General features: G+C 70.2%; 19 protein-coding genes and 2 pseudogenes. 12 read left to right on the top strand and 9 right to left on the bottom strand.

The features are described 5' to 3' along the window. Window position 1: 1 nt before the first annotated feature. Entirely contained in the window at window positions 2-1,036 is a 1,035-nt protein-coding gene (locus AC068B_RS33680; protein ID WP_478675331.1) for an ABC transporter ATP-binding protein, read from the bottom strand. After that, window positions 1,033-2,337, bottom strand: a complete 1,305-nt coding sequence (locus AC068B_RS33675) for an aspartate aminotransferase family protein (RefSeq protein ID WP_478675330.1) — start codon at window positions 2,335-2,337, stop codon at window positions 1,033-1,035. The genes AC068B_RS33680 and AC068B_RS33675 overlap by 4 nt, the downstream gene beginning before the upstream one ends. Window positions 2,338-2,653: 316 nt before the next feature. Between AC068B_RS33675 and AC068B_RS33670 the strand changes: the two genes are divergently transcribed. Together AC068B_RS33670 and rfbB are read left to right on the top strand one after the other, a co-directional pair. Then, window positions 2,654-3,721 carry a glucose-1-phosphate thymidylyltransferase gene (locus AC068B_RS33670; RefSeq protein ID WP_478675329.1) on the top strand — a complete coding sequence of 356 codons (1,068 nt, stop codon included), beginning with the start codon at window positions 2,654-2,656 and terminating at the stop codon, window positions 3,719-3,721. Further along, window positions 3,718-4,710: a dTDP-glucose 4,6-dehydratase gene (gene rfbB, locus AC068B_RS33665; RefSeq protein ID WP_478675328.1), complete on the top strand. Its 993-nt coding sequence runs from the start codon at window positions 3,718-3,720 to the stop codon at window positions 4,708-4,710. The genes AC068B_RS33670 and rfbB overlap by 4 nt, the downstream gene beginning before the upstream one ends. 33 nt (window positions 4,711-4,743) lie before the next feature. On the opposite strand, the gene AC068B_RS33660 is transcribed toward rfbB, so the two are convergent. Next, window positions 4,744-5,763 (bottom strand): LacI family DNA-binding transcriptional regulator, encoded by a 1,020-nt coding sequence (locus AC068B_RS33660; protein ID WP_359356821.1) that lies wholly within the window; start codon window positions 5,761-5,763, stop codon window positions 4,744-4,746. Window positions 5,764-6,120: 357 nt separating this feature from the next. On the opposite strand from AC068B_RS33660, the gene AC068B_RS33655 reads away from it, so the two are divergent. From AC068B_RS33655 to AC068B_RS33620, 8 genes and pseudogenes are all read left to right on the top strand, one after another. Beyond that, complete coding sequence (locus AC068B_RS33655) at window positions 6,121-7,392, top strand: extracellular solute-binding protein (protein ID WP_478675327.1); 1,272 nt, start codon at window positions 6,121-6,123, stop codon at window positions 7,390-7,392. 20 nt (window positions 7,393-7,412) lie between these two features. Then, window positions 7,413-8,423, top strand: a complete 1,011-nt coding sequence (locus AC068B_RS33650) for a carbohydrate ABC transporter permease (protein WP_478675326.1) — start codon at window positions 7,413-7,415, stop codon at window positions 8,421-8,423. Further along, complete coding sequence (locus AC068B_RS33645) at window positions 8,417-9,301, top strand: sugar ABC transporter permease (protein ID WP_478675325.1); 885 nt, start codon at window positions 8,417-8,419, stop codon at window positions 9,299-9,301. The genes AC068B_RS33650 and AC068B_RS33645 overlap by 7 nt, the downstream gene beginning before the upstream one ends. A 106-nt stretch (window positions 9,302-9,407) precedes the next feature. Then, window positions 9,408-11,057 (top strand): glycoside hydrolase family 13 protein, encoded by a 1,650-nt coding sequence (locus AC068B_RS33640; RefSeq protein WP_478675324.1) that lies wholly within the window; start codon window positions 9,408-9,410, stop codon window positions 11,055-11,057. Continuing rightward, window positions 11,045-12,109, top strand: a complete 1,065-nt coding sequence (locus AC068B_RS33635; protein ID WP_478675323.1) for a LacI family DNA-binding transcriptional regulator — start codon at window positions 11,045-11,047, stop codon at window positions 12,107-12,109. The genes AC068B_RS33640 and AC068B_RS33635 overlap by 13 nt, the downstream gene beginning before the upstream one ends. Before the next feature lie 99 nt (window positions 12,110-12,208). Next, window positions 12,209-13,606, top strand: a pseudogene (locus AC068B_RS33630) (alpha-amylase); the annotation flags it as partial. A 118-nt stretch (window positions 13,607-13,724) separates the two neighbouring features. Beyond that, the gene (gene pulA / locus AC068B_RS33625; protein ID WP_478675322.1) at window positions 13,725-16,439 is read left to right on the top strand and encodes a pullulanase-type alpha-1,6-glucosidase; all 2,715 of its coding nucleotides are present in this window, start codon (window positions 13,725-13,727) and stop codon (window positions 16,437-16,439) included. 261 nt (window positions 16,440-16,700) lie between these two features. Continuing rightward, window positions 16,701-17,217, top strand: a pseudogene (locus AC068B_RS33620) (LysR substrate-binding domain-containing protein); the annotation flags it as partial. Window positions 17,218-17,240: 23 nt separating this feature from the next. On the opposite strand, the gene AC068B_RS33615 reads toward AC068B_RS33620, so the two are convergent. Continuing rightward, window positions 17,241-18,296 carry a chitinase gene (locus tag AC068B_RS33615; protein WP_478675321.1) on the bottom strand — a complete coding sequence of 352 codons (1,056 nt, stop codon included), beginning with the start codon at window positions 18,294-18,296 and terminating at the stop codon, window positions 17,241-17,243. A gap of 104 nt (window positions 18,297-18,400) precedes the next feature. Then, window positions 18,401-18,856: an Lrp/AsnC family transcriptional regulator gene (locus tag AC068B_RS33610; RefSeq protein WP_356265659.1), complete on the bottom strand. Its 456-nt coding sequence runs from the start codon at window positions 18,854-18,856 to the stop codon at window positions 18,401-18,403. A 141-nt stretch (window positions 18,857-18,997) separates the two neighbouring features. Here AC068B_RS33610 and AC068B_RS33605 point away from each other — a divergent pair, with 141 nt between their 5' ends. Beyond that, window positions 18,998-20,017: an asparaginase gene (locus tag AC068B_RS33605; protein WP_478675320.1), complete on the top strand. Its 1,020-nt coding sequence runs from the start codon at window positions 18,998-19,000 to the stop codon at window positions 20,015-20,017. 62 nt (window positions 20,018-20,079) lie between these two features. On the opposite strand, the gene AC068B_RS33600 is transcribed toward AC068B_RS33605, so the two are convergent. The 4 genes from AC068B_RS33600 to AC068B_RS33585 form a co-directional block, all read right to left on the bottom strand. Continuing rightward, window positions 20,080-20,388, bottom strand: a complete 309-nt coding sequence (locus tag AC068B_RS33600) for an SCO5918 family protein (RefSeq protein WP_478675319.1) — start codon at window positions 20,386-20,388, stop codon at window positions 20,080-20,082. 51 nt (window positions 20,389-20,439) lie between these two features. After that, window positions 20,440-20,844: a CBS domain-containing protein gene (locus AC068B_RS33595; protein ID WP_478675318.1), complete on the bottom strand. Its 405-nt coding sequence runs from the start codon at window positions 20,842-20,844 to the stop codon at window positions 20,440-20,442. 46 nt (window positions 20,845-20,890) lie between these two features. Further along, window positions 20,891-22,387: a DEAD/DEAH box helicase gene (locus AC068B_RS33590; protein WP_478675317.1), complete on the bottom strand. Its 1,497-nt coding sequence runs from the start codon at window positions 22,385-22,387 to the stop codon at window positions 20,891-20,893. 247 nt (window positions 22,388-22,634) lie between these two features. Continuing rightward, window positions 22,635-22,838: a cold-shock protein gene (locus tag AC068B_RS33585; RefSeq protein WP_478675316.1), complete on the bottom strand. Its 204-nt coding sequence runs from the start codon at window positions 22,836-22,838 to the stop codon at window positions 22,635-22,637. Between the two features lie 1,441 nt (window positions 22,839-24,279). On the opposite strand from AC068B_RS33585, the gene AC068B_RS33580 reads away from it, so the two are divergent. Further along, on the top strand, window positions 24,280-25,566 hold the full coding sequence (locus tag AC068B_RS33580; RefSeq protein ID WP_478675409.1) for a phosphatase PAP2 family protein: 1,287 nt from the start codon (window positions 24,280-24,282) through the stop codon (window positions 25,564-25,566). The last annotated feature ends 1 nt before the right edge of the window (window position 25,567 follow it).

Below are 25,567 nucleotides of genomic sequence, written 5' to 3'. Positions count from 1 at the left end.
TTCATGAGGGGCCGCCGCCGTCGATGCTGACGGGCGAAGGCGCGGGTGCCCGGCCGTAGATCTGCCGCAGCACCTCCTCCAGGTCGGGCTCCGGGGCGTAGCAGTCCACGAGGTCGAAGTGGTCGAGGAGGAAGGCGAGCACCTGGCGCGAGGCGAAGAGGCCCGCCGGGTAGTCGACGCGGATCCGTCCGCCGTCCTCGACCGCCGCCCGCGCCCCGGGCAGGCCACGTTCGATGCGGTCCATGGCCTCGCGCGGCGCCGGGCCGCCCCGGTGGTCGAAGGTGACCGAGCGGTCCTCTGCCGTGCGCAGCAGGTCCTGGATGGAGCCCTGGTGGACGACCCGGCCGTGGTCGACGACCAGGGCGCTGTCGCAGATCGCGGCGATGTCGGCGATGTCGTGGCTGGTGAGCACGACGGTCGTGCCGAGTTCGCGGTGCGCGCGGTTGACCAGGTCGCGCACCGCCGACTTGAGGACCATGTCGAGGCCGATGGTCGGCTCGTCCCAGAAGACGACGGCCGGGTCGTGCAGGAGGCTCGCCGCGATCTCCGCGCGCATCCGCTGGCCCAGGCTCAGCTGCCGCACGGGGGTGGTGCCGAGAGCGTCGATGTCGAGCAGTTCGCGGTAGAGCGCGAGGTTGCGGCGGTAGACCGGCTCGGGGATGTCGTAGACGCGGCGCAGGATGCGGAACGAGTCGGGCACCGAAAGGTCCCACCACAGCTGGCTGCGCTGCCCGAAGACGACGCCGATGGAGCGGGCGTTCTGCCGCCGCTTGCGGTAGGGCTCGATGCCGCCGACCAGGCAGCGCCCCGACGTCGGCGTCATGATGCCGGTCAGCATCTTGATCGTGGTGGACTTTCCGGCTCCGTTGGCGCCGATGTACGCGGTCTTCGACCCGGCGGGAATCTCGAAGGAGACGCCGTCCACTGCGCGCACGGTGCGGTACTCGCGGGTGAAGAGCGTGGCGAGACTGCCGAGCAGGCCGGGTCTGCGTTCGGCGATGCGGAACTCCTTGGTGAGGTTCTCCGCGACGATCACGCCACCACCTGCTTGACGGCTCGCTCGATGGCCAGCTCCAACAGCGCCACGCCGTCGTCCAGTTGTGCCTCTTCGAGCGTGAACGGCGGGGCGAGGCGGATGATGTGGCCGCCGAAGGCCGTCCGCAGGCCCAGGTCGAGTGCTGCGGAGTGGACCGCGCGGGCGAGCTTCGGCGCGGGCGTGCGGCTCTCCCGGTCGGTGACGAACTCCAGGCCGTACAGGAGCCCCAGTCCCCGTACGTCACCGAGCTGCTCGTAGCGGGAGTGCAGGGCCGCGAGCCGGTCGCCGAGCAACTGGCCAAGTCTGCGGGACCGTTCGGTCAGTCCGTCGCGTTCGATGACACCGAGCGTCGCGTGCGCCGCGGCGATTCCCAGGGGATTGCTCGCGTACGTCGACGCGTACGACCCTGCCGTGGCGGCCTCGGGGGAGCGCAGCAGTTCCGCGCGCCCGGCGAGCACCGCGAAGGGGAAGCCGTTCGCCATGCCCTTGGAGAGGATCACCAGGTCCGGTTCGACGCCGACGCGGTCGCAGGCGAGGAAGGCGCCGGTGCGGCCGCCGCCGGTCAGCACCTCGTCGGCGACGAGCAGCACGCCGTTCGCGCGGCAGGCCTCGGCGATCTGCTCCCAGTAGCCCGGTGGCGGGACGACGACGCCCGCCGCGCCCTGCACCGGTTCGAAGACCAGCGCGGCGACGTTCGGCTTCTCGGCGATGTGCTTGCGCACGAGCGAGGCGCATCGCACCCCGCAGCTCGGATAGGTCAACTCCAGTGGGCAGCGGTAGCAGTTGGGTGCGTATCCGAGGACGCTGTTTCCGGCGAAGGCCTGGTGGCCGATGTCCCAGTGGACCAGCATCCGGGCGCCCATCGTCTTGCCGTGGAAGCCGTGGCGCAGCGCCCCGATCCGGTTGCGCCCGGCGGGGGCGGTCGCCTGCACCACGCGCAGGGCCGCCTCGACGGCTTCGGCGCCGGTGGAGAAGAGCGCGTAGGTGTCGAGGTGGTCGGGCAGCAGCCGCGCGAGCAGTTCGAGCAGTCCGGCCCGTTCGGGTGTCGCGGCGTCGTGCACGTTCCACAGCCGCCCGGCCTGCTCGGTGAGCGCCCCGACGACCTCCGGGTGGCAGTGGCCCAGCGACTGCGTGAGAGTCCCGGCCGCGAAGTCCAGGTACTGGTTGCCGTCGAGGTCGGTGAGGAGCGCGCCCGCCCCCTCGGCGAACACGCGCTCTCCGGCGGCGGTCTCCTCCGAGGCGCCGGGCGCAAGGTGCCTGGCTTCCCGGTCGAGCCGTGCGCGCTGCCGGTGACCTGTCACTGCTGCCCCCAGTCGATGTGCGTGGTGCCGGTGAACTGCTCGGGTCGGCACCGAAGTTGATCGGTGGGACCGGCGATGCGCACCGAGTCAAACAAAGCCGTACCAAGATTGGCAAGAGATTGCTGAAACTTTCAGCGTGCTCTTGCGGTGGCGTGTCCGGCTCTGCTTGAGTCGAAGTGCCGCCGTCGGGAGACCGCCGTCGCGGCACCGCCGTCGAGGCGCCGCCGCTTCAACTCCGAGGCCCGCGTGGCCTCGCAAGCGAGGAGGGACCCGTGAGAACGCATCCCCAGGCCGCCCCACCCCGCGGGCGGTTTCCTTGAAGGCCCTGGTGCTGGCCGGCGGGACGGGCAGCAGGCTGCGCCCCTTCACCGACACGGGCGCCAAGCAACTGCTGCCCATCGCCAACAAACCCGTGCTCTTCTACGGCCTCGAGGCCATCGCCGCGGCAGGCATCAGGGAGACCGGGATCGTCGTCGGCCGACGCGGCGACGAGGTCCGCCGGGCCGTCGGCGACGGTAGCGCCTTCGGCCTGCGCGTCAGCTACCTCCACCAGGAGCGGCCGCTCGGCCTGGCCCACGCGGTGCTCATCGCACGGGAGTTCCTCGGCGACGACGACTTCCTGCTCTACCTCGGCGACAACTACCTCCAGGACGGGCTCACCGGGTTCGCCGAGCGCGCCGCGGCCCACCCCGGGGCCGCCCGCCTCCTGCTCACACCGGTCGCCGACCCGACGGCGTTCGGCGTCGCCGAACTCGACGCCGGGGGCGACGTGGTGCGCCTGGAGGAGAAGCCGGAGCGGCCGCGCAGCGACCTCGCCCTGATCGGCGTGTACGCCTTCGGCCCTGACGTCCACGAAGCGGTCAGGGCGATCAGCCCCTCCGTGCGCGGCGAGCTGGAGATCACCGACGCCGTGCAGTGGATGCTCGACCGGGGGCTGCGGGTGCGCGCCGAGACCACCACCCGCCCCTGGCGCGACACCGGCAGCGTCGACGACCTCCTGGAGGTCAACCGCCAGGTCCTCGACGGCATCGAGGGCCGCGTCGACGGCAAGGTCGACCCGGACAGCACCGTGGTGGGCCGGGTCCGGCTCGCCGAGGGCGCCGTCGTGCGCGGCTCCCGCATCGTCGGCCCCGCGGTGATCGGCGCGGGCACCGTCATCAGCAACTCCAGCATCGGCCCGTACACCGCCATCGCCGAGGACTGCCGGATCGAGGACAGCGCCATCGCCCACTCCGTCCTGTTGCGCGGCGCGGACGTGGAGGGCGCCTCCCGCATCGAGTCCTCGCTCATCGGCCGCGGCGCCGTCGTGGCCCCGGCCCCGCGGCTGCCCCAGGCCCACCGACTCGTCATCGGCGACCACAGCAAGGTGCAATTGACCTCATGACCCCCTTCGACCCGCCGGGCCGCCGCATACTCGTCACCGGCGGCGCAGGCTTCATCGGCTCCGCGTACGTCCGCTCGCTCCTCGGCCCCGCGGGGCCGCCCGGCACCGAAGTGACCGTCCTCGACAAGCTCACCTACGCGGGCAGCCCCGGCCGCCTCGACGCGGTCCGCTCCCACCCCGGATTCACCTTCGTGCGCGGCGACGTCTGCGACGCCGGGCTGGTCGGCGAACTGGCCGCGGACCACGGCCAGGTGGTGCACTTCGCCGCCGAGTCGCACGTCGACCGCTCGATCGCCGACGGCTCCGCCTTCACCCGCACCAACGTGCTCGGCACCCAGACCCTGCTGGACGCCGCGCTCCGGCACGGCGTGACGACCTTCGTCCACGTCTCCACCGACGAGGTGTACGGATCGATCGCGCGGGGCGCGGCCGCGGAGGAGGACCAACTGCGGCCCAACTCCCCGTACGCGGCGTCGAAGGCCGCCGCCGACCTCATCGCCCTGGCCCAGCACCGCACCCACGGCCTGGACGTCCGCGTCACCCGCTGCTCCAACAACTTCGGCCCGCACCAGCACCCGGAGAAGCTCATCCCGCGCTTCCTGACCGCCCTCCTGAACGGGGAGAACGTGCCGGTCTACGGCGACGGGCTGCAGGTGCGGGACTGGCTGCACCTGGAGGACCACATCCACGGAATCGAACTCGTACGCACCCGGGGGCGGGCGGGGGAGATCTACAACATCGGGGGCGGCACCTCCCTGACCAACCTGGAGCTGACCGAGCGGCTGCTCGCCCTGTGCGGCGCCGACGCCGGGCGCATCACGCACGTCGCGGACCGCAAGGGGCACGACCGCAGGTACGCCGTGGACCACACCAAGATCAGCACCGAGCTGGGGTACCGGCCGAGCACCGACTTCGACGCGGCGCTCGCCGAGACGGCCCGCTGGTACCGGCACAACCGCTCGTGGTGGCAGCGGCTCGTCGCCGCGTGAGGCGCGGGGGAGTCACCTGGGGGGACCGACTGCCTAGGCCTTGCGCCCGGACCCCGTGGAGCCCCGCACCACCAGCTCCGGCATGAAGACGAACTCGCCGTGCGGCGCGGGCGTCCCGCCGATCTCCTCGAGCAGCGCGCGGACCGCCGCCTGGCCCATGGCCTGGACGGGCTGGCGGATCGTGGTCAGCGGCGGATCGGTGAACGCGATGAGCGGCGAGTCGTCGAAGCCGACCACCGAGATGTCCCGCGGCACGCTCAGGCCCAGGTCGCGGGCGGCCCGGATGGCGCCGAGCGCCATCATGTCGCTGGCGCACACGACGGCGGTGCAGCCGCGGTTGATGAGGGTGGTGGCCGCGGCCTGGCCGCCCTCCAGGGTGTAGAGGGAGTGCTGGACCAGCTCCGCCGACGCCTCGTCGTCCAGGCCGAGGCGTTCGAGCAGCCCGAGCCGGAAGCCCTCGATCTTGCGCACCACGGGGACGAACCGCTTGGGGCCGACCGCGAGTCCGATGCGGGTGTGGCCGAGCGACGTCAGATGGGTGACGGCCAGGCGCACGGCGGCACGGTCGTCGGTGGAGACGAAGGGGGCCGCCACGTCCGGCGAGAAGCCGTTGACGAGTACATAGGGGACGCCCTGGGCGCGCAGCACCTCGTACCGCTCCATGTCGGCGGTGGTGTCGGCGTGCAGGCCCGACACGAAGATGATGCCGCTGACCCCGCGGTCCACGAGCATCTCGGTGAGCTCGTCCTCGGTGGAGCCGCCCGGCGTCTGCGTCGCGAGCACCGGCGTATAGCCCTGGCGGGTCAGGGCCTGCGCGATGACCTGGGCGAACGCGGGAAAGATCGGGTTGTCCAGCTCCGGCGTGATGAGGCCGATGAGCCCCGCGCTGCGTCGGCGGAGCCGCACCGGGCGCTCGTACCCGAGTACGTCGAGGGCGGCGAGGACCGCCTCACGGGTGCCGACGGCCACTCCGGGCTTGCCGTTGAGGACGCGGCTCACGGTGGCTTCGCTGACCCCCGCGTGGGCTGCGATGTCGACAAGCCGTGCGGTCATGGCACTGGACTGTACCTGTCATCGGGATGATTGCCCACCGCCTGCGAAAGCTTGTGAAAGCTTGCGGAAAGACCTGTCTTGCAAGAGTCTTGCAGTCGCCTCCGTCGCTCCAGGGCGCCGCTTTCCCGGCCCCGCGCCCTTGCCAGGCGCCCCGCGGCGCTGTCAAGCGCGAGCCGGGCCACGGTAAGGACACGCAGAAATAACGATCGCCAGTCCTTGCAGAAATTTACCGCAAGGTCTTTCGGCGACATTCCAACGCTGTTACGTTCCTGGCAACCCGGCGCCGCCGTCCAGAGCGGCCAGCAGGAGGCACCTCTTCGTCTCCCCGTGATTCCGGGATCAGTTGAAGGAGTTCACATGCGGCGTGGCATAGCGGCCACCGGGCTGATCGCGGCCCTGGCCATGACAGCGGCAGCGTGCGGGGGCGACGACGAAGGCAGCGGCGGCAGCAAGGGCGGCAAGCTCTCCGGCACCGTCACCTTCTGGGACACCTCGAACGACGCCGAGAAGGGCGCGTACGAAAAGATCGCCAAGGGCTTCGAGCGGCTGCACCCGGACGTCAAGGTCAACTATGTGAACGTCCCGTTCGGCGAGGCCAACGCCAAGTTCAAGAACGCCGCGGGCGGCAACTCCGGCGCCCCCGACGTGATGCGCACCGAGGTCGCCTGGACCCAGGACTTCGCCTCGCTCGGCTACCTCGCCCCGCTCGACGACACCGTCGCCCTCGACAAGGCGGACGACTACCTCCCGCAGGCCGCCGCGAGCACCAAGTTCAAGGGCAAGACGTACGCCGCGCCGCAGACCATCGACACCCTGGCGCTCTTCTACAACAAGAAGATGCTCAAGGCCGCCGGGGTCGACGTGCCGAAGTCCTTCGACGAGGTGAAGTCCGCCGCGAAGAAGATCAGTTCCAAGTCCGGCAAGACCGGCCTCTACCTGCGCGGCGACGACCCGTACTACTACCTCCCGTACCTCTACGGAGAGGGCGGCGACCTCCTGGACACCAAGAACAAGAAGGTCACCGTCGACGAGCCCGAGGGCGCCAAGGCCTTCTCGGTGATGAAGGACCTGGTCGACTCCAAGGCGGCGGTCACCGACGCGAGCGACGGCTACAACAACCAGCTCAACGCCTTCAAGGACGGCGACGTCGCGATGGCGCTCGACGGCCCGTGGTCCATCGAGGGCGCCCTGAAGGGCAAGGAGTTCAAGGCCGACAAGGGCAACCTCGGTGTCGCCCCGGCCCCGGGGGGCAGCGCGCGCCAGGGCGCCCCGCAGGGCGGCTGGAACCTCGCCGCGTACGCCGGGTCCGGCAACCTCGACGCGTCGTACGAGTTCATCAAGTACATGAGCTCCGCCAAGGTGCAGCAGCAGACCACCGAGCAGCTCAGCCTGCTGCCGACCCGCACCTCCGTCTACGACGTGAAGTCCGTCAAGGACAACCAGATGGTGCAGTTCTTCAAGCCCGCCGTCGCCAAGTCCGTGCAGCGTCCGTGGATCCCCGAGGCCAACGCGCTCTTCGAGCCGATCCGCCTGCAGCTGGAGAAGGTGCTCAGCGGCAAGTCCTCGCCCGAGAAGGGCGCCAAGGGCATCGGTGACGCCTACCGCAAGCTCCTCAAGAACTACAAGTAAGAGGGAGGGCTGACCGACCCATGGCTGTCGAGACCGGCCAGCCGGTGGTGAAGGCCGCGGATGCGAAGGGCATCCGCGGCCGCGGCCCCCGGCCCGGCAAGAAACCAGGGCGGCTGCGCCGGGCGTTCGCCACTTATTGGTACGCGTGGGCCATGGTCGCCCCCGTGGTGATCGTGATCGGCGTGATCGTCGGCTATCCGCTGGTGCGCGGCATGTATCTGTCGACGACCAACGCGAACGAGGCGAACGTCGAGCGGCACATCGGTGTCAACGACATCCCCGCCACGTACGAGTCCGTCGGCCTCGACAACTACCAGTCGATCCTGTCCGACGGCGTCTTCTGGGACCGCCTCACCTGGACCGTGGTGTGGACCGTCTCCTGCGTCGCGCTGTCCTTCGTCCTCGGTCTCGCGCTCGCCACGATGCTCAACCGCAAGCTGGCGGGGCGCACCTTCTACCGGATGGCGCTGATCCTGCCGTGGGCGGTCCCGGCCTTCGTCTCCGTCTTCACCTGGCGGCTGCTCTTCAACGAGAAGAAGGGCCTGCTCAACAAGATCCTCGAAGGCGGGGGCATCGACGCGATCCCGTGGCTCAACGACCCGACCTGGGCGAAGCTCTCGGTGATCACCGTCAACGTCTGGCTCGGGGTGCCGTTCATGCTGGTCGCCATGCTCGGCGGCCTGCAGTCCATCCCGGGTGAGCTGTACGAGGCGGCCGAGATGGACGGCGCCAACGCCTGGCAGCGCTTCCGCCACATCACCCTGCCGGGGCTGCGCTCCGTGGCCAGCACGGTGATCCTGATCAGCGGCATCTGGACCTTCAACATGTTCCCGGTGATCTTCCTGCTCACCAGGGGAGGACCGGGGGACGCCACCGAGATCCTGGTGACGTACGCCTACCGGCTCTCGTTCGTCGTCAGCCCACGCGACTTCGCGGGCTCCGCCGCCTGGGGCGTCCTCATCCTCGCCCTCCTGTCGATCATCGCGGTGGCCTACCGCCGCGCGCTCCGCAAGCAAGGAGAGGTGTGGTGACCACCGTGGAAGCGAAGGAGCCGACCCCGGCGAAGAAGCGCAGGCCCAGGGGGCGCGACGAGCGCGGCCCGCTGGCCTCGGTCGCCCTGCACCTGACCCTGCTGCTCGCCAGCGCCATCGCGGTCCTGCCGCCCCTGTGGCTCCTGGTCACCTCGTTCAAGCCGGAGAGCGAGGCCTTCTCCACCGACCTGGTGAAGGACTTCACCTTCGGCAACTACGACCACGTCCTGAACGACACCGAGTTCCCGAACTGGCTCCTCAACTCGCTCATCGTGGTGGGCCTCACCACGGTGATCGGCGTCTTCATCGCGGCGACGACCGGGTACGCGGTGAGCCGCTTCAAGTTCCCCGGCATGCGGCCGCTGATGTGGCTGCTCCTGATCACCCAGATGTTCCCGGTCGCGGTGCTCATCGTGCCGCTGTACAACCTCCTGGCCAGCCTCGGCCTGCTCAACCAGCCCGTCGGCCTCGTCGTCACCTATCTGACGATCGCCGTGCCGTTCTGCGCCTGGATGATGAAGGGGTACTTCGACACCATCCCGGTAGAGATCGACGAGGCCGGGCGGGTGGACGGACTCAACCCGTTCGGCACCTTCTGGCGGCTCATCGTGCCGCTCGCCAAGCCGGGCCTTGCCGTCACCGGGTTCTACAGCTTCATCACCGGCTGGGCCGAGGTGGCCTACGCGTCCGCCTTCATGACCGGCGAGGAGAACCTCACGCTCGCCGGCGGCCTGCAGACCTTCGTCAACCAGTACACCAGCGACTGGGGTTCGCTGACGGCGTCCGCGGTGATCGTGGCGGTGCCCGCCGCGGTGATCTTCGGCTTCGCCCAGCGCCACCTGGTCTCCGGCCTGACGGCGGGCGCGACGAAGTCCTGAGGCGACCCGCCGCATCCGCCAGACGCACGGTGCGACCGCCACGTCGGCGGCGCCGGACCGACACCGTCCGGCGCCGCCCCCACCACACTCGATCCCCAGGGAAGACATGACCCAGCATCTCGCTGCCCCTGCCGCCCCCACCACCGAGACGCGCACGGACTGGTGGCGCGACGCGGTGATCTACCAGGTGTATCCGCGCAGCTTCGCCGACGGCAACGGCGACGGCATGGGCGACCTGGAGGGCATCCGCAGCCGACTGCCGTACCTCAGGGACCTCGGCGTCGACGCCGTCTGGCTCAGCCCCTTCTACGCGTCGCCGCAGGCCGACGCCGGATACGACGTCGCCGACTACCGCGCCATCGACCCCGTCTTCGGCAACCTCCTGGACGCCGACGCGGTCATCCGCGACGCCCACGAGCTCGGCCTGCGCATCATCGTGGACCTGGTGCCCAACCACTCCTCCGACCGCCACGACTGGTTCCGCCGCGCGCTGAGCGAGGGCCCGGGATCCCCGCTCAGGGAGCGCTACCACTTCCGCCCCGGCAAGGGTGCGAACGGCGAACTCCCGCCCAACGACTGGGAGTCCATCTTCGGCGGCCCCGCCTGGACCCGGCTGCCCGACGGCGAGTGGTACCTGCACCTCTTCGCGCCCGAGCAGCCGGACTTCAACTGGGAACACCCCGCCGTCCAGGACGAGTTCCGCTCGATCCTGCGGTTCTGGCTCGACATGGGCGTCGACGGCTTCCGCGTCGACGTCGCCCACGGCCTGGTGAAGGAGGCCGGGCTTCCCGACATCGGCCGCCACGACCAGCTCAAGCTGCTCGGCAACGACACCATGCCGTTCTTCGACCAGGACGGCGTGCACGAGATCTACCGCAGCTGGCGCCGCGTCCTCGAGGAGTACGAGGGCCAGCGCATCCTCGTCGCCGAGGCGTGGACGCCCACCGTCGAGCGCTCCGCCCACTACGTGCGGCCCGACGAGATGCACCAGGCCTTCAACTTCCAGTACCTGGGCACCTCGTGGGACTCCGCGGAGCTGCGCGAGGTCATCGACGTGTCGCTGGCCGCGATGCGTCCCGTGGGCGCCCCCGCCACCTGGGTGCTCTCCAACCACGACGTGACCCGGCACGCCACGCGCCTCGCCAACCCGCCGGGCCTCGGCACCCAGCTGCGCACCGCGGGCGACCGCGAGCTCGGCCTGCGCCGCGCCCGCGCGGCGACCCTGCTGATGCTGGCGCTGCCCGGCTCCGCGTACCTGTACCAGGGCGAGGAGCTCGGTCTGCCCGACGTCACCGACCTGCCCGACGAGGTGCGCCAGGACCCGTCGTTCATCCGCGCCGAAGGACAGGACGGCTTCCGGGACGGCTGCCGGGTGCCCATCCCGTGGACCACCGAGGGATCGTCGTACGGCTTCGGGGCGGGCGGCAGCTGGCTTCCGCAGCCCGCGAGTTGGGGCGGCCTGAGCGTGCAGGCGCAGACGGGCGACCCGGGCTCGACCCTGGAGCTGTACCGCAGCGCGCTCGCCGTGCGCCGCGGGGAGCCGGGGCTCGGCGCGGGCGTGGCCATCGGGTGGCTGGACGCGCCCGACGGAGTGCTCGCCTTCGCCCGCGAGGGCTTCGTGTGCACCGTGAACACCACCGCCGAGACGGTCAAGATCCCGGCTCCCGGCCGGATCCTGCTCGGCAGCGAGGAGGCGGAGGTCACGGACGGAGCCGTGCAGCTGCCCCCCGACACCACGGTCTGGTGGGCGGTGTGACGCTGCCCTCCGTGCCGCGGGACGCCCACCGGGGCGCCCCGCGGCTCCTGGACATCGCGGCCCAGGCCGGCGTCAGCGAGGCCACCGCGAGCCGGGTGCTCAACGGCAAGACAGGGGTCGCGGCGGCCACCCGCCACCGCGTCCTCGCCGCCCTCGACATCCTCGGCTACGAGCGCCCCACCCGGCTGAAGCGGCGCAGCGCCGGTCTCGTCGGCCTGGTCATCCCCGAGCTCACCAACCCGATCTTCCCGGCCTTCGCGCAGGTCATCGAGCAGGTCCTCGCCGGGCACGGCTACACCCCGATGCTCTGTACGCAGATGCCGGGCGGCGCCACCGAGGACGAACTGGTCGAGCAACTGGAGGACCGCGGGGTCAGCGGCATCATCTTCCTTTCGGGGCTGCACGCCGACCTGACGGCCGACACCGCGCGCTACCGCGAACTGGCCCGCCGCAACGTGCCCTTCGTCCTCGTCAACGGCTTCAACGAGGACGTCCCCGGCTCCTTCGTCTCGCCCGACGACCGCTCGGCGGTGCGCATGGCGGTGCGCCACCTCGTCGACCTCGGGCACGAGCGGATCGGTCTTGCCATCGGCCCGACGCGGTACGTTCCCTCGCTCCGCAAGGCGGAGGGGTTCACGGCGGCGCTGCACAGCATGCTCGGCCTGGACCGGGGGGAGGCCGAGCGGCTGGTGCAGCGCACCCTGTTCACCGTCGAGGGCGGGCAGGCCGCGGCCGGTGCCCTGCTCGACTTGGGGTGCACGGCGATGGTCTGCGGCAGTGACCTGATGGCGCTCGGCGCGGTCAGGACGGTGCGGGAGCGCGGTCTCGCGGTGCCCGACGACGTCTCCGTGGTCGGCTTCGACGACTCCCAGCTCATCGCCTTCACCGATCCGCCGCTGACCACGGTGCGCCAGCCGGTGCAGGCGATGGCGACCGCCGCGGTCGGTGCCCTGCTCGAAGAGATCGACGGAAACCCCGTGCAGCGCACGGAGTTCGTGTTCCAGCCGGAGCTCGTCGTGCGCGGATCCACCGGGGTGTGTCCAGAGGGTTGACCCCATGCGGGGGGCGCCATACGGTCCAACCCGCAACAACTTGTGCTGACTTGCTGCAAGCACTTGCTGAAGGTTTCCCCAACGCGCAGGAGGTACCCCATGACCGGCCGGACCACCAAGAGCCGCAGACCCTTCGCCACCGCGCTCGCCCTGATCGCGGGTGTCGCGGGCAGCGTCGTCGCCGGAGCGCCCGCGGCGCAGGCCGCCCCGCCCGGCGCCAAGGACGTCACCGCCGTCCTCTTCGAGTGGAACTTCGCGTCGGTCGCCAAGGCCTGTACGGACCGGCTCGGCCCGGACGGCTACGGGTACGTGCAGGTGTCGCCGCCGCAGGAGCGCATCCAGGGCGACGCCTGGTGGGCCGCGTACCAGCCGGTCAGCTACAAGATCGGCACCCGGCTCGGCGACCGCGCCGCCTTCAAGAGCATGGTCAACACCTGCCACTCCGCCGGGGTGAAGGTCGTCGCCGACGCCGTGATCAACCACATGACCAACGCCTCCGGCACCGGCTCGGCCGGGTCCCGCTTCACCAAGTACGACTATCCGGGCACGTACTCGTCCGCCGACATGGACGACTGCAAGGCGGACATCAGCAACTACCAGGACCGCTGGAACATCCAGCACTGCGAGCTGGGCGGCCTCGCCGACCTCGACACCGGCGAGAACTACGTCCGCGGCCGCATCGCCACGTACCTCAACGACCTCCTCTCGCTCGGCGTGGACGGCTTCCGCATCGACGCGGCCAAGCACATCCCCGTGGACGACCTCAAGAACATCAAGTCGCGGCTGAGCAACCCGGGCGTCTACTGGAAGCAGGAGACGCTGTACGGGGCCGGAGAGCCCGTCTCCCCGAGCGAGTACACCGCCACCGGCGATCCCCAGGAGTTCCGCTACGGCTGGGACCTGAAGCGGGTCTTCAACAACGAGAAGCTCGCCTACCTCAAGAACTTCGGCGAGGGCTGGGGCTACATGCCGGGCGGCACGTCCTCGGTGTTCGTCGCCAACCACGACACCGAGCGCCACGGCCAGACCCTCAGCTACAAGGACGGCGCCAACTACACCCTCGCGCACGTCTTCATGCTGGCCTGGCCGTACGGATCCCCCGACGTCCAGTCCGGCTACGAGTTCAGCAACGCCGACGCCGGATCGCCCAACGGCGGCCAGGTGAAGGCCTGTTACGGCGACGGATGGAAGTGCCAGCACGCCTGGCCGGAGATCCGCAGCATGGTCAAGTTCCGCAACACCGCGCGCGGCGCTTCGGTCACCAACTGGTGGGACAACGGCAACAACACCATCGCCTTCGGCCGCGGCGACAAGGCGTACGTCGTCGTCAACCACGAAGGGTCCGCCGTCAACCGCACCTTCCAGACCTCCCTGGCGGCGGGCACGTACTGCGACGTGCAGAGCGGCAGGAGCGTCAGCGTGAACGGCTCGGGACAGTTCACCGCGTCCGTCGCCCCGAACACGGCTCTCGCGCTGCACACCGGGGCCAAGAACTGCTGAACACCGGGGCGATGAACTGCTGACCGGCCCCCCCAAGACCGGCCGCCCGGCCCATCCGTGTCCCCGCTGCCGGGCGGCCGCACCTCTCTTCCCCACCCCTCAAGGAGAAACCGCCGTGACCGGCTCCCCGCGCCGCGCCGCCGTGACCGTGGCCCTCGCCCTGCTCGCCGCCACCGTGCCCCTGACCGCGACGGCCGTACCGATGGCAGCGTCGACGCCGTCCGCCGCGGCCGAGCAGGCCGATCCACTGGACCTGTCGAAGTCACGGGCCCAGTGGATCGACAGGAACACCCTCGCCTGGGACACGGGCACGGGGAGCCGCCACGAGCTCCTGTACGCACCCCGCGGCGGCCTCACGGTCGAGGAGGGCGACATCGGGGGAGCCGCGGCGCACCGACTGCGCCTCGCGCCGGTCGATGGCGGCCTCACCGACGCCCAGAAAGCCAAGTTCCCGCACCTCAAGGGCTACGCCGCCTTCACCGTCGACCCCCGTGACCGCGACCGGATCCGCGCCGCCCTGATCGGCCAGCTCGTCGCCACCGCCCGGTCCGCCGACGGCACCCTGCGCTCCGCCACCGGCGTACAGACCCAGGGCATCCTCGATGACCTGTACGGCCGGGCCGCCGCCGAGGCCACGCTCGGCCCCCGCTTCGCGCACGGCCGCGTCACCCTCGCCGTCTGGGCCCCCACCGCCCAGCAGGTCTCCCTCGACATCGGCGGCCGCACGGTGAAGATGCACCGGGACCACGCCTCCGGGGTCTGGTCGGCGACCGGGCCCGGCAGCTGGTCGGGCAAGGCCTACCGTTACGTCGTCGAGGTGTGGGCGCCGAGCGTCCGCAAGGTCGTCACCAACAAGGTCACCGACCCCTACTCCACCGCTCTCACCACCGGCTCCGAGCGCAGCCTCGCCGTCGACCTGGCCGACCCGAAGCTCGCCCCCAAGGGCTGGGACAGGCTGCGCAAGCCGAAGGCGACCCCGCTGCGCGACGCCCAGATCCAGGAGCTGCACGTCCGGGACTTCTCCGTCGCGGACCGCACGTCGGACCACCCGGGCCAGTACCTGGCGTTCACGGACAAGAAGTCCGACGGCATGAAGCACCTGCGCCGTCTCGCCCGCTCCGGCACGTCGTACGTACACCTGCTGCCCGTCTTCGACATCGGCACCGTCCCCGAACGCGCCGCCGACCAGGCCACCCCCGACTGCGACCTGCCCGCGTACGCCCCCGACTCCGACGAACAGCAGGCGTGCGTCACCAAGAGCGCGGGCAAGGACCCGTACAACTGGGGCTACGACCCGCTGCACTACACGGTCCCTGAGGGGTCCTACGCGAGCGACCCCGAGGGCACCCGCCGCACGGTGGAGTTCCGCAGGATGGTGCAGGGACTCAACGGCTCGGGCCTGCGCACGGTGATGGACGTCGTCTACAACCACACCGTCGCGAGCGGCCAGGCCGACAAGTCCGTGCTCGACAAGATCGTGCCCGGCTACTACCAGCGCCTGGACGCCGACGGCGCGGTCGCCACCTCGACCTGCTGCGCCAACACGGCGCCCGAGAACACGATGATGGGCAAGCTCGTCGTCGACTCGATCGTCACCTGGGCCAAGCAGTACAAGGTCGACGGCTTCCGCTTCGACCTGATGGGACACCACCCCAAGGCCAACATCCTCGCCGTCCGCAAGGCGCTCGACGCGCTGACCCCGGCGAAGGACGGCGTCGACGGGAAGAGCATCGTCCTGTACGGGGAAGGGTGGAACTTCGGCGAGGTCGCCGACGACGCCCGCTTCGTCCAGGCCACCCAGAAGAACATGGCGGGCACCGGCATCGCGACGTTCTCCGACCGCTCGCGCGACGCGCTGCGCGGCGGGGGCCCGTTCGACGAGGACCCGGGCGTCCAGGGCTTCGCCACCGGCCTGTACACCGACCCCAACTCCGCTAAGGCGAACGGCACTCCGGCCGAACAGAAGGCCCGCCTCCTGCACTACCAGGACCTCATCAAGGTCGGCCTGTCCGGCAACCTCGCGGGCTTCACCTTCAAGGACTCGGCCGGTCGCACGGTCCGGGGAGCGGACGTCGACTACAACGGCGCCCCGGCCGGATACGCGGCGAAGCCCGGCGACGCCCTCTCCTACGCCGACGCACACGACAACGAATCGCTCTACGACGCGCTCGCCTTCAAGCTGCCCAAGGGCACGGCGATGGCCGACCGCGCCCGCCTGCAGGTCCTCGCCATGGCGACCGCCTCCCTCTCCCAGGGCCCTGCGCTCTCCCAGGCGGGCACGGATCTGCTGCGCTCCAAGTCCCTGGACCGCAACTCCTTCGACAGCGGCGACTGGTTCAACACGATCAACTGGGACTGCCGTGCGGGCAACGGCTTCGGCCGCGGTCTGCCCCCGGCCGCCGACAACAGGGACAAGTGGCCTTACGCCAAGCCCCTGTTGTCGTCCGCGGCCGCGCTCACCCCGGGCTGCGCGGAGATCAACGGCACGTCGGCCGCGTACCAGGACCTGCTGAGGATCCGGACGACCGAGCCGGAGTTCTCCCTCGCCACGGCGGGGCGGGTGCAGTCGGAGCTCTCCTTCCCGCTGTCCGGCACCGAGGCGGAGACGCCCGGCGTCATCACCATGCGGCTCGGCGACCTCGTGGTCGTCTTCAACGCGAGCCCGCGGACGCAGCGGCAGCGGGTCGGCGCGGCCGAGGGCGACCGGTATGCCCTGCACCCCGTGCAGGCCTCCGGCGCCGACCGGACCGTCAAGTCATCGACGTACGAGAGGAGTTCGGGCACCTTCACCGTCCCCGCGCGCACGGTCGCGGTCTTCAGGCGCGGCTGAGCGGCGACGACACCCTGAACGGCCTCGCGGGGCACCGGCGGTGTTGCAGACGGTGCTGTCGAGCGTGCTCGACCTGACGGAAGTGTCCCCACCGTAGGCAGACAACGGTGGGGACACCAGGGGCCGAAGATCCCGAAGGGGGGCAGGCGGTGAGCGACTCGTGTAGGGCCTCCAGGCCGTCGAATCCGCCGATGAGGTCCCACGCCTGCTTTGGCGAGGCGGGCACCGTGCGGCTGACGGAGGTGGAGGCCACGGTCGTTCTCCTCCGACGGCCGGGTCTTCCTCGCCGAGGCCACGGCCCTGCTGCGGCACGCGGACCGCCTGGAGAACCTCGGCCGTCGCCTCGGCCGCGGCGACGAGGGCGGGCTGTGCGTGGGATAGGTGAGCGACGCCATGCACACCGGCCTGCTGCGGACGTCCCTGCGCACGCTCAACGAGGGCCGCCCCGGCATCCACGTGGGCGCTCTACGCCCTGACCGCCGCCGAGCAGTTCGAGGGGCTGCGCCAACGCGGCCTGGACATCGCCCTGGTGCCGGAGACGCCGCCCGCGGGCGACCCGGATCTGCGCGGTGAGCTCCTGCTCGAGGACCCGCTGCTCCTGGCCGTGCCCAGCGGTCATCCGCTCGCCGAGGCGGCGGAGTTGCTGCCCGGGGATCTCGACGGGCTGCCCTGGGTCGCCGTCGAGGACGGCCAGGACCACGTCTGGCGGGACGACTTCGTCGCCGCGTGCGCCGCCGCGGGGTTCACCCCCGACATCCGGTCCGAGGCTCCCGATCCCCGGTGCCGACACGGGCCCGCAGGTCAGGTCAGCCGGTTGAAGTTGTCGCCGAACGTCCAGCCCTTCGAGCCGTCCCAGTTGATGGACCAGGTCATCAGGCCCTTGAGGGCGCCGTTGTAGTGGTTCCAGGCCTGGGAGACAAGGCTCGGGGACATGTAGCCGCCGCCTGCGCCCGGTTGGGCGGGGAGGCCGGGGACCTGCTTGTCGTAGGGGACCTTGATCGTGGTGCCCTGGATGGTCAGGCCCTTGTTGAGGCAGTCGGTCTGGGCGGTGAAGCCCTGCACGGTGCCCGCGGAGTAGGAGTCGCCGGAGCAGCCGTACATGCTGCCGTTGTAGTACTGCATGTTGAGCCACCACAGGCGGCCGTTGTCCGCGTACTTCTTGACGATCGGCAGGTACGCGCCCCAGATCGAGCCGTAGACGACGCTGCCGCCGGTGACGTACGCCGTCTCGGGGGCCATCGTCAGGCCGAAGCCCGCGGGCATGCGGGCGAGCACGCCGTCGATGATGCGGATCAGGTTGGACTGCGAGGGCGAGAGCTGGTTGATGTTGCCGCTGCCCACCAGGCCCGTCTCGATGTCGATGTCGATGCCGTCGAAGTTGTACTTCTTCAGGATCGGCACGATCGTCTCGACGAAGCGGTCGGCGACCTTGCTTGAGCTCAGGTCGATGCCCGCCGCGGCGCCGCCGATGGACATCAGGATGGTGGCGCCGTCCGCCTTCGCCTGGCACATCTCGGCGGGGGTCGCGACCTTCACCGTCGCGTCCATGCCGTCCTCCCACAGGACGGTGCCGTCGGAGCGGATGACGGGGAAGGCCGCGTTGATGACGTTGTAGCCGTGCTGCTTCATGCGGCTGTCGGTGATGGGGGTCCAGCCGAACGGCGGGTGCACGCCGTTGGACGCGCCGTCCCAGTTCTCCCAGTACCCCTGGAGCACCTTGCCCGCGGGTTTCGGCTTGATCGCGCAGGTGTCGGCCTGTGGTGCGGCGGGCTCGTGGGCCGCCGCGGCGGCCGGCAGTTGTGCGACACAGACCAGTGCCAGGGCAGACCCCAGCAGGCGTAACGTCCGACCGATCACGCGGTGCTCCCTGGATGCGGAGTGGATCTGGAGACGTGCCTCGTGCGGTGCGTCAACTTAGGCTGGTACAGACCAGGCGTCAATAGGTCTGTACCAGAGGGGAGTCAGCCGTCCACCGGCAGGCCCTGGGGTTCCTTGATGCGCTTCATGATGATCTGGGAGTTGACCTCGGTGACTCCCGCCAGCGTGGTGAGCCGCTCGATCCAGAGCCGCTCGTACGCGGCGAGGTCGGCGACCGCGATGCGCAGCAGGCAGCCGGGGCTGCCGAACAGGCGGTGCGCCTCGATGACATCCGGAATGTCCTGGAGTGCCGCCTCGAAGGCCTCGACGGTCTCGCGGTCGCGGCGCACCTCGATGGAGACGAGCACCTCGAAGCCCCTGCCGACCGCTTCCGGGGCGACGACCGCGCGGTACCCCTGGATCACGCCGTCGAGCTCCAGTTGGCGCACCCGGCGCATGCAGGGCGAGGCGCTGAGGCCGACCCGCGCGGCGAGTTCCTGATTGGTCAGCCGCCCGTCGTTCTGCAGCTCACGCAAGATGTTGCGATCGATCTCGTCCATGGCGCAATTATCCACCACGTGTGTTGCACAGACGTCCGATTTTGGCGAGCACATTGCGTAATGTTCGATCTATCCTTGCGACGAGGCTGCCCACTGCTCAGGGGGCTGATGTTCCTCGGGTTCCCTGGGAGGTACGCAGACGTGGAAGCACAGGCGCGCAGGATCGTCGTCATCAGCACCGGCGGGACGATCGCCAGCCGCTGGCAGGGGACCGGCTTCGCCGCCGACGCCCCCGGCCACGAGGTGCTCGCCACGGCCGCGATACCCCACGCCATCACCTCCGAGGTCATCGACCTGTTCAACGTGAACAGCCCGCGGCTGACCTCCGCCCAGCAGCTCACCCTCCTGCGCACCGTGCACGAGGTCCTCGCCGACCCCGGCGTCGACGGCATCGTCGTCACCCACGGCACGGACACCCTGGAGGAGTCCGCCTTCCTCCTCGACCTGCACCACGACGACCCCCGGCCGGTCGTCTTCACCGGCGCCCAGAAGCCGCTCGGCGCCGAGGACGGCGACGGCCCCGGCAACCTCTACGACGCGCTGCTCACCGCCGCGACGGTGCGCGACCTCGGCGTGCTGGTCGTCTTCGACGGCAAGGTGCACGCCGCACGCGGCACCGTGAAGACCCAGACCCTCGCCGCCGACGCCTTCGCCGACCCGTCGGGGCCGCCCGTCGGCAAGGTCGGCTTCGGCAAGGTCTCGATCCTGCACCGCCCGGCGCGCCCCGAGCCGCTGCCGCTGCCCGCGGCCGACGCGACCCTGCCGCGCATCGACATGGTCATGCACCACGTGGACGCCGACCCGCTCTTCGTGGAGACGGCCGTCGTGGCGGGCGCCCAGGGCATCGTGCTCGTCGCCACCGGCGCGGGCAACGCGACCCCCGAGTTCGTCGGCGCCGTCACCGACGCCATCGACAAGGGTGTCCTGGTCGCCCTCACCACCCGCGTCCAGGGCGGCCCCGTCACCGAGATCTACACGCACGGCGGGGCCGTCGACCTCGCGGCCGCCGGAGCGGTGCTCACCGGAACCCTGCGTGCCGGACAGGCGCGGAGCGCCGTCCTCGCGGCGCTGCTCTCGGCCTCCGGCCGGACGGAGCGGGTCGCGGCCCTGCGGCACATCGTCGATCCGGGGACGGGTGCGGACGAGGCCGCGGCTGCCTGAACGCGTCCGCCCGCGGGACCGCTGTGGCTGGTCGCGCAGTTCCCCGGTGTCGGCTCCCTCGGTCAGATGGACGCAGGAGTGCCGAGCATCGCGGACGCATGCTGGAACGGGCTCAGGACGCGTACGGGCGCGGCCTTGGGGCGAGCGCGGCAGGTGAAGCCGAGCTGTTCCATGGCCCGCAGGACTTCGGCGGAGCTGAAGTCACGTCGGTCCTGGTGGGTGACGACCTGGCCGACTTGCTTCACGGGGTAGTGGCGTCGGCCGATGATGACGGATTCGCCGGTGCCCGGCTCGGGCTTGATGCCCTTCATCGACTCCAGCACGCCGGCCTTGGTGAGTTCGAAGGGGAAGCGGGCGATGATGCAGCGCATGTGACCTCGCAGAGAGTAAGAACCCGAACTTGCCGGCCGGGGTGAGACGGTTCAACAGGAGAGAGCAAGAACTCCCAGCGCACCGTCCCGCTCGTCGGCCGTCGGCAGGGCGCCGAGCCGGCGGATACGCATCGCGTGCTCGGCTTCGGCCATCGTGGTCACGGGTGAGGTGCGCGACCGGTGGTCGCCGAGGAGGTCGCGCAGGCGGACGCGGTCCGTGTAGGCGGAGCTGTCGCGGAGTGCGGTGAGTTCGGCGTGGGCGACCAGGCCGGTGCACTGGCCGTCCTGGTCGCAGACGACCAGCCGACCCGTGCGGGCAGCGGCCATGACGGACAGGGCGACCTCGACGGTCATGTCGTCGCAGACCTGCGGTGCGCCGGTGTCCATGACGTCGGCCGTCCTTCCGTCCGTGGGGATGTCATTCGTCGAGCGGGGCTGCATCTGGACCAGCGTCAAAAGGTGCCTCCTGCAGTGGTGGGTCAGTTTCTTGATCACGGAGTTTCTAGGCCGCCGCCGCGTCGAAGGAGGTCTGCCGCACGTTCGTGCGCCGGGCAGCCGAGGCGGGGCCGCGTCGGCCGCGTGAGGATGCGCTGCGCTTGCGCCGCTCGGCCGCCGGCGCAGTGATCGTGACGGGGGTGCCGGAGGGTGTCCGGGCGCCGGTGATCCGGTTCAGGGCCTCTTCGCCGATGCGGACCTGGGTGATCTGGGGCACGATGCCCGCGGCGGCCATGAGGCGGGTCATGTCGCGGCGCTGGTTGGGGGTGACCAGGGTGACGACGCTGCCTGACTCGCCGGCCCGCGCGGTGCGGCCGCCTCGATGGAGGTAGTCCTTGTGGTCGGTCGGCGGGTCGATGTTGACGACGAGGTCGAGGTCGTCGACGTGGATACCGCGGGCGGCGACGTTCGTGGCCACGAGCACGGTGACGTGTCCGGTCTTGAACTGGTTCAGGGTCCGGGTGCGCTGGGGCTGCGACTTGCCGCCGTGCAGGGCGGCGGCCCGCACGCCGCTGTTCAGCAGGTCCTGGGTGAGCCGGTCGACGGCGTGCTTGGTGTCCAGGAACATGATCACCCGGCCGTCGCGGGCCGCGATCTCGGTGGTCGTGCGGTGCTTGTCGGCACCCTGCACGTGGAGCACGTGGTGCTCCATCGTGGTGACCGCACCGGCGGACGGGTCGACGGAGTGGACGACGGGGTCGGTGAGGTAGCGGCGGACCAGGCGGTCGACGTTGCGGTCGAGGGTGGCGGAGAACAGCATCCGCTGGCCTTCGGGGCGCACCTGGTCCAGGAGCGCGGTGACCTGAGGCATGAAGCCCATGTCAGCCATCTGATCGGCCTCGTCGAGGACGGTGATCGCAACCTGGTTCAGCCGGCAGTCACCGCGGTCGATGAGGTCCTTGAGCCGCCCCGGCGTGGCGACCACGACTTCGGCGCCGCCCCGCAACGCATTGGCCTGCCTGCCGATCGACATGCCGCCCACGACGGTGGCCAGGCGCAGCTTCACCGAGCGGGCGTAGGGGGTGAGTGCGTCCGTCACCTGCTGGGCCAGCTCACGCGTGGGGACGAGGACCAGGGCCAGCGGCTGGCGGGGCTCCGCGCGCTGTCCGGCCGTGCGGGCCAGCAGGGCCAGGCCGAAGGCGAGGGTCTTGCCGGATCCGGTGCGCCCACGTCCCAGGGCGTCGCGGCCCGCGAGGGTGTTGGGCAGGGTCGCGCCTTGGATCGGGAACGGGACGCTCAGGCCCTGCGCGGTCAGCGCGGCGAGCAGCTGGGCGGGCATGTGGAGGTCGGCGAACGCCTCGACCGCGGGCAGTGCGGGAGTGATCGTCTTCGGCAGGGCGAACTCGCCCTGGACCACGGCGGGCCGCCGACCGCGGCCGGCCGAGCGGCTCGGGGCGGGCGAGCCGAAGCGGTTGCCCCGGCCCGAACCGGCGTCGGAACGGAAGGCGGGGCCGCCGGTGCGGCGGGTCCAGGAGGTGCGGTCGTTCGTACGCGTGGGGTTCATTTGAGAACCTTCCTTGATACGGCACGCATCAAGGAATTCCCGCAGCGGAAGAAAAGCGCGGGGAATCACAAGGACGGGCCGAAGTGGAATGTGAAAGCGAATTCGCCACGCGGTAAATTCGGTGCGGGGCGCAGGCGAGGAAATGGGTGACGCGCTGTCTCACGGGTGGCGTCACTGAGGGAAATGCTCGTAGCTGGGGCCTGCACCCCGAGGGATGCGGGCCCCAGCTACGAAGTGCGTGTCAGCGTCAGGCGGGAACGATGTTCTCGGCCGTCGGGCCCTTCTGGCTCGGTGCGATGTCGAAGGTGACCTGCTGGCCTTCGAGTAGCTCACGGAAGCCCTCGGCGGCGATGTTCGAGAAGTGGGCGAACACGTCGGCGCCTCCGCCGTCCTGTTCGATGAAGCCGAAACCCTTGGCCGCGTTGAACCACTTCACAGTGCCTGACGCCATGTCATATCTCCTTGTGGGGCAGTACGCCGGAACCCGCAATCCACGGATACCGGGTCGCCGCGATGATGCCCCGCCCGGAGAGCAACCGGAAATACAAAACGCTTCCCGCAGTAAAAGCTGGCGTAAGCGTTGAAATTTTTGGGAACCACAACTGCAACTGGGATCGACAGTAGCACGGGGTAGCGGCCCGTGTGCGGCGGATAGGGCGAATTTGTTTGCTGCGATAAACATGCTGTCCGCGCGATACATTTAACTCTCGTCTCGCGGTAATAGATATTGGCCCACCCGCGACACAGTGTTCCGGCAGGAGCGGTCGTCATGCACGGCTCGGTGGGCGCGACCACGGCAGCGGCGCCCCCCAGTCTGCAGCCGTCGGGTTCTCTGGGGCGGGAGCACGTGGAGGGGCCCGGATGCCGTACGGCACCCGGGCCCCGAAGGAACTGCTACACCATCTGCCGACCCTGATACTGCGCCGGCCTTCTGTGTCCGCCGACCCGACCTGGAAGTCGTCGGGGCTGCGGGGATCGCGGTTGCTTGACCGGAGACCACCTCACTATCGATGTCCTGCGGTACCCGGACTCAAGACGTTCGTCCGGGCGATCCTGATGGTGCCTGGCTCCTTCGCTCTTCCCTCTGGGATCAATCACTTACCTACTGCTCGTACTCCTGTCGCACGAACTTCCCGGTGCGCGCGCCCGCAGCCGACGCCTTCACCAAGGTCCTGCTCACTTCCTGCACTGCTGGGTACCGCGAACTGCACTTTCTGAACTGGCACTGCTCAGGCGGCCCCTGATCACTGCGGGCTGCCCGGTCCGGCGGTCAGCCCCGTCGCCGTTCTGCAACAAATCTGGCTTCGGAACTCCACTGCCGCACCGTCCTGCGAACTGCAACTGCGGATACTGCTGCCCGGCAGTTCGTCTCTGCCGGGCCCTGCTTGTCTCTCTGGCTACGAGAGAAACCATAGCCACACCACCACCTGATGTCTACTCCAGCCAACATAGATTTTCGTTTCCCGGCCAGGCAGACAGTCGTCGTCGATCGCGTGTGGATACCCGGCGAGGCGTGCTTCACCGCCGGGGGGCGTGGTTCTGCGCTCTCCGCGCGAGCGGAGGTAGGGCTGGTGCCTCGCAACGTGTTGGCCTGACGCCCGCCCTACTGCCGTACTTCACCCGACGGGACCGGCGATGGCGGATGCGTCCTTCTGGCCTCATTGGGCCAACGCCGCTGGGTGAACGCCTGGCGGAGCTGCTCACCTCCGAGCGAGTGGCCGGAGCCGCCTGACCGGCGCCGGGCTCGGATAGCATGATCCGGCCCCCGGCGAGAGTGAGCTGTTCAGCCCACGCACCTAACAAACGGCCAGAAATTGATAGCTAAAGCACCGCGGATATCTCCGCGCAAAGACCGCTCACAGCTGCTCTCGGCGCTGCGCAAGCCCCGGGTGATGCTGTGGGGCGCGGCCGGCCTGGTGACCCTCGGGTTCCTCGTCGCGCTGGAGATCGCCGCGCGGCACTACGGCCTGCCGGGGCCGATCGCCAACCAGGCAAGTGAAGTGATCTTCGCGCCGAAGTCGGGGCCGCTGCTGTACGCCAGCATGGCGCTGATGATGGTGGTGCTCACCTGGCGGCAACGGCTCATCGCCGCCGGTGTCGCGATCGGCATCGACGTCGTCTTCTTCCTGGTGCGCTGGATGGTCGGCGCCGACCAGATGTTCGGCAACGGTGCGCTGTGGGTGATTCTGGGCTGCGGCGTCATCGCCGTCTCGCGCCGCACGGGACCGGCACGGGTGCTGCTCCTGAAGGGTGTCGGGCTCGGCCTGCTGCTCGTGGCGGGCCGCAAGACCGGTGACGCCTGGCTACTGATCACGTCGAAGACCCGCCCGACGGTGCTCGACCCGTACGTGGCCGTCGCCGACCATGCGCTGGGCAACCCGTCGTGGCTGGTGGGCCGGATGGTCGAGGCCACGGGACCGGTCGGCTCGCACGTCCTCGACTGGGTCTACATCCAGCTCGCGGTGGCCGCGGTCTGCGTCTCGCTGTACCAGCTGCGCAACGTCGCGAGGGACGGCCGCTTCCCTGGCCACTACCTGGTGCGTACCTTCCTGGTGATCGGCCTGGTCGGACCCGCCATCTACATGATCTTCCCGGTGGTCGGACCGATCTTCGCCTACGGGGACGGCGCGTTCGGCACCGGCGGCCAGCACTGGGCGCTCGCCGACCTGTGGCCGCACACACCGCCGCCGGTCAGCACCCCGCACGCGATGCCGTACGACGGGATCACCCCGCGCAACTGCATGCCGAGCCTGCACACGGCATGGGCCACCGCGATCTTCATCCACTCCCGCAAGGGCCCGCGCCTGCTGCGCTACGCGGGCACCTTCTGGCTGGTCGCCACGCTCGGCGCCACCCTGGGCTTCGGCTACCACTACGGCGCGGACCTCATCGCCGGTGTCGTGTTCGCGTTCACCATCGACGCGGCCCTGCGCTCCTTCGACCGGGGCTGGGACCGGGCGGGCATCCGGCTGGTCGCCTACGGCACGGGCGTCTTCGCCGCGCTCCTGGTCTCGTACCGCTATCTGCCGATGCAGATGGCCGAGTACCCGTGGCTGGCCGGACCGCTGCTCATCCTGGCGATGGCCTCGGTGATCCAGGGCTATCTGTGGACCACCCGGCTCTGGGAGCCGAAGCCCGTGCCCGCACAGAAGCCGGAACCGCAGCCCGAGCTGGTGTGAG

This window comes from Streptomyces sp. NPDC042371 (assembly GCF_056437465.1).
Note: the sequence above shows the minus strand (reverse complement) of the source record. Positions and strands in the feature narration are given on the sequence as shown.

What these genes read in the sequence shown, in the direction of transcription:
- AC068B_RS33610 (WP_356265659.1), bottom strand. Translation starts at nt 18,856, where the DNA reads ATGGACGAGATCGATCGCAACATCTTGCGTGAGCTGCAGAACGACGGG.
- AC068B_RS33590 (WP_478675317.1), bottom strand. Translation starts at nt 22,387, where the DNA reads ATGAACCCCACGCGTACGAACGACCGCACCTCCTGGACCCGCCGCACC.
- AC068B_RS33660 (WP_359356821.1), bottom strand. Translation starts at nt 5,763, where the DNA reads ATGACCGCACGGCTTGTCGACATCGCAGCCCACGCGGGGGTCAGCGAA.
- AC068B_RS33650 (WP_478675326.1), top strand. Translation starts at nt 7,413, where the DNA reads ATGGCTGTCGAGACCGGCCAGCCGGTGGTGAAGGCCGCGGATGCGAAG.
- rfbB (WP_478675328.1), top strand. Translation starts at nt 3,718, where the DNA reads ATGACCCCCTTCGACCCGCCGGGCCGCCGCATACTCGTCACCGGCGGC.
- AC068B_RS33640 (WP_478675324.1), top strand. Translation starts at nt 9,408, where the DNA reads ATGACCCAGCATCTCGCTGCCCCTGCCGCCCCCACCACCGAGACGCGC.
- AC068B_RS33655 (WP_478675327.1), top strand. Translation starts at nt 6,121, where the DNA reads ATGCGGCGTGGCATAGCGGCCACCGGGCTGATCGCGGCCCTGGCCATG.
- AC068B_RS33580 (WP_478675409.1), top strand. Translation starts at nt 24,280, where the DNA reads ATGCTGTGGGGCGCGGCCGGCCTGGTGACCCTCGGGTTCCTCGTCGCG.
- AC068B_RS33585 (WP_478675316.1), bottom strand. Translation starts at nt 22,838, where the DNA reads ATGGCGTCAGGCACTGTGAAGTGGTTCAACGCGGCCAAGGGTTTCGGC.
- AC068B_RS33600 (WP_478675319.1), bottom strand. Translation starts at nt 20,388, where the DNA reads ATGCGCTGCATCATCGCCCGCTTCCCCTTCGAACTCACCAAGGCCGGC.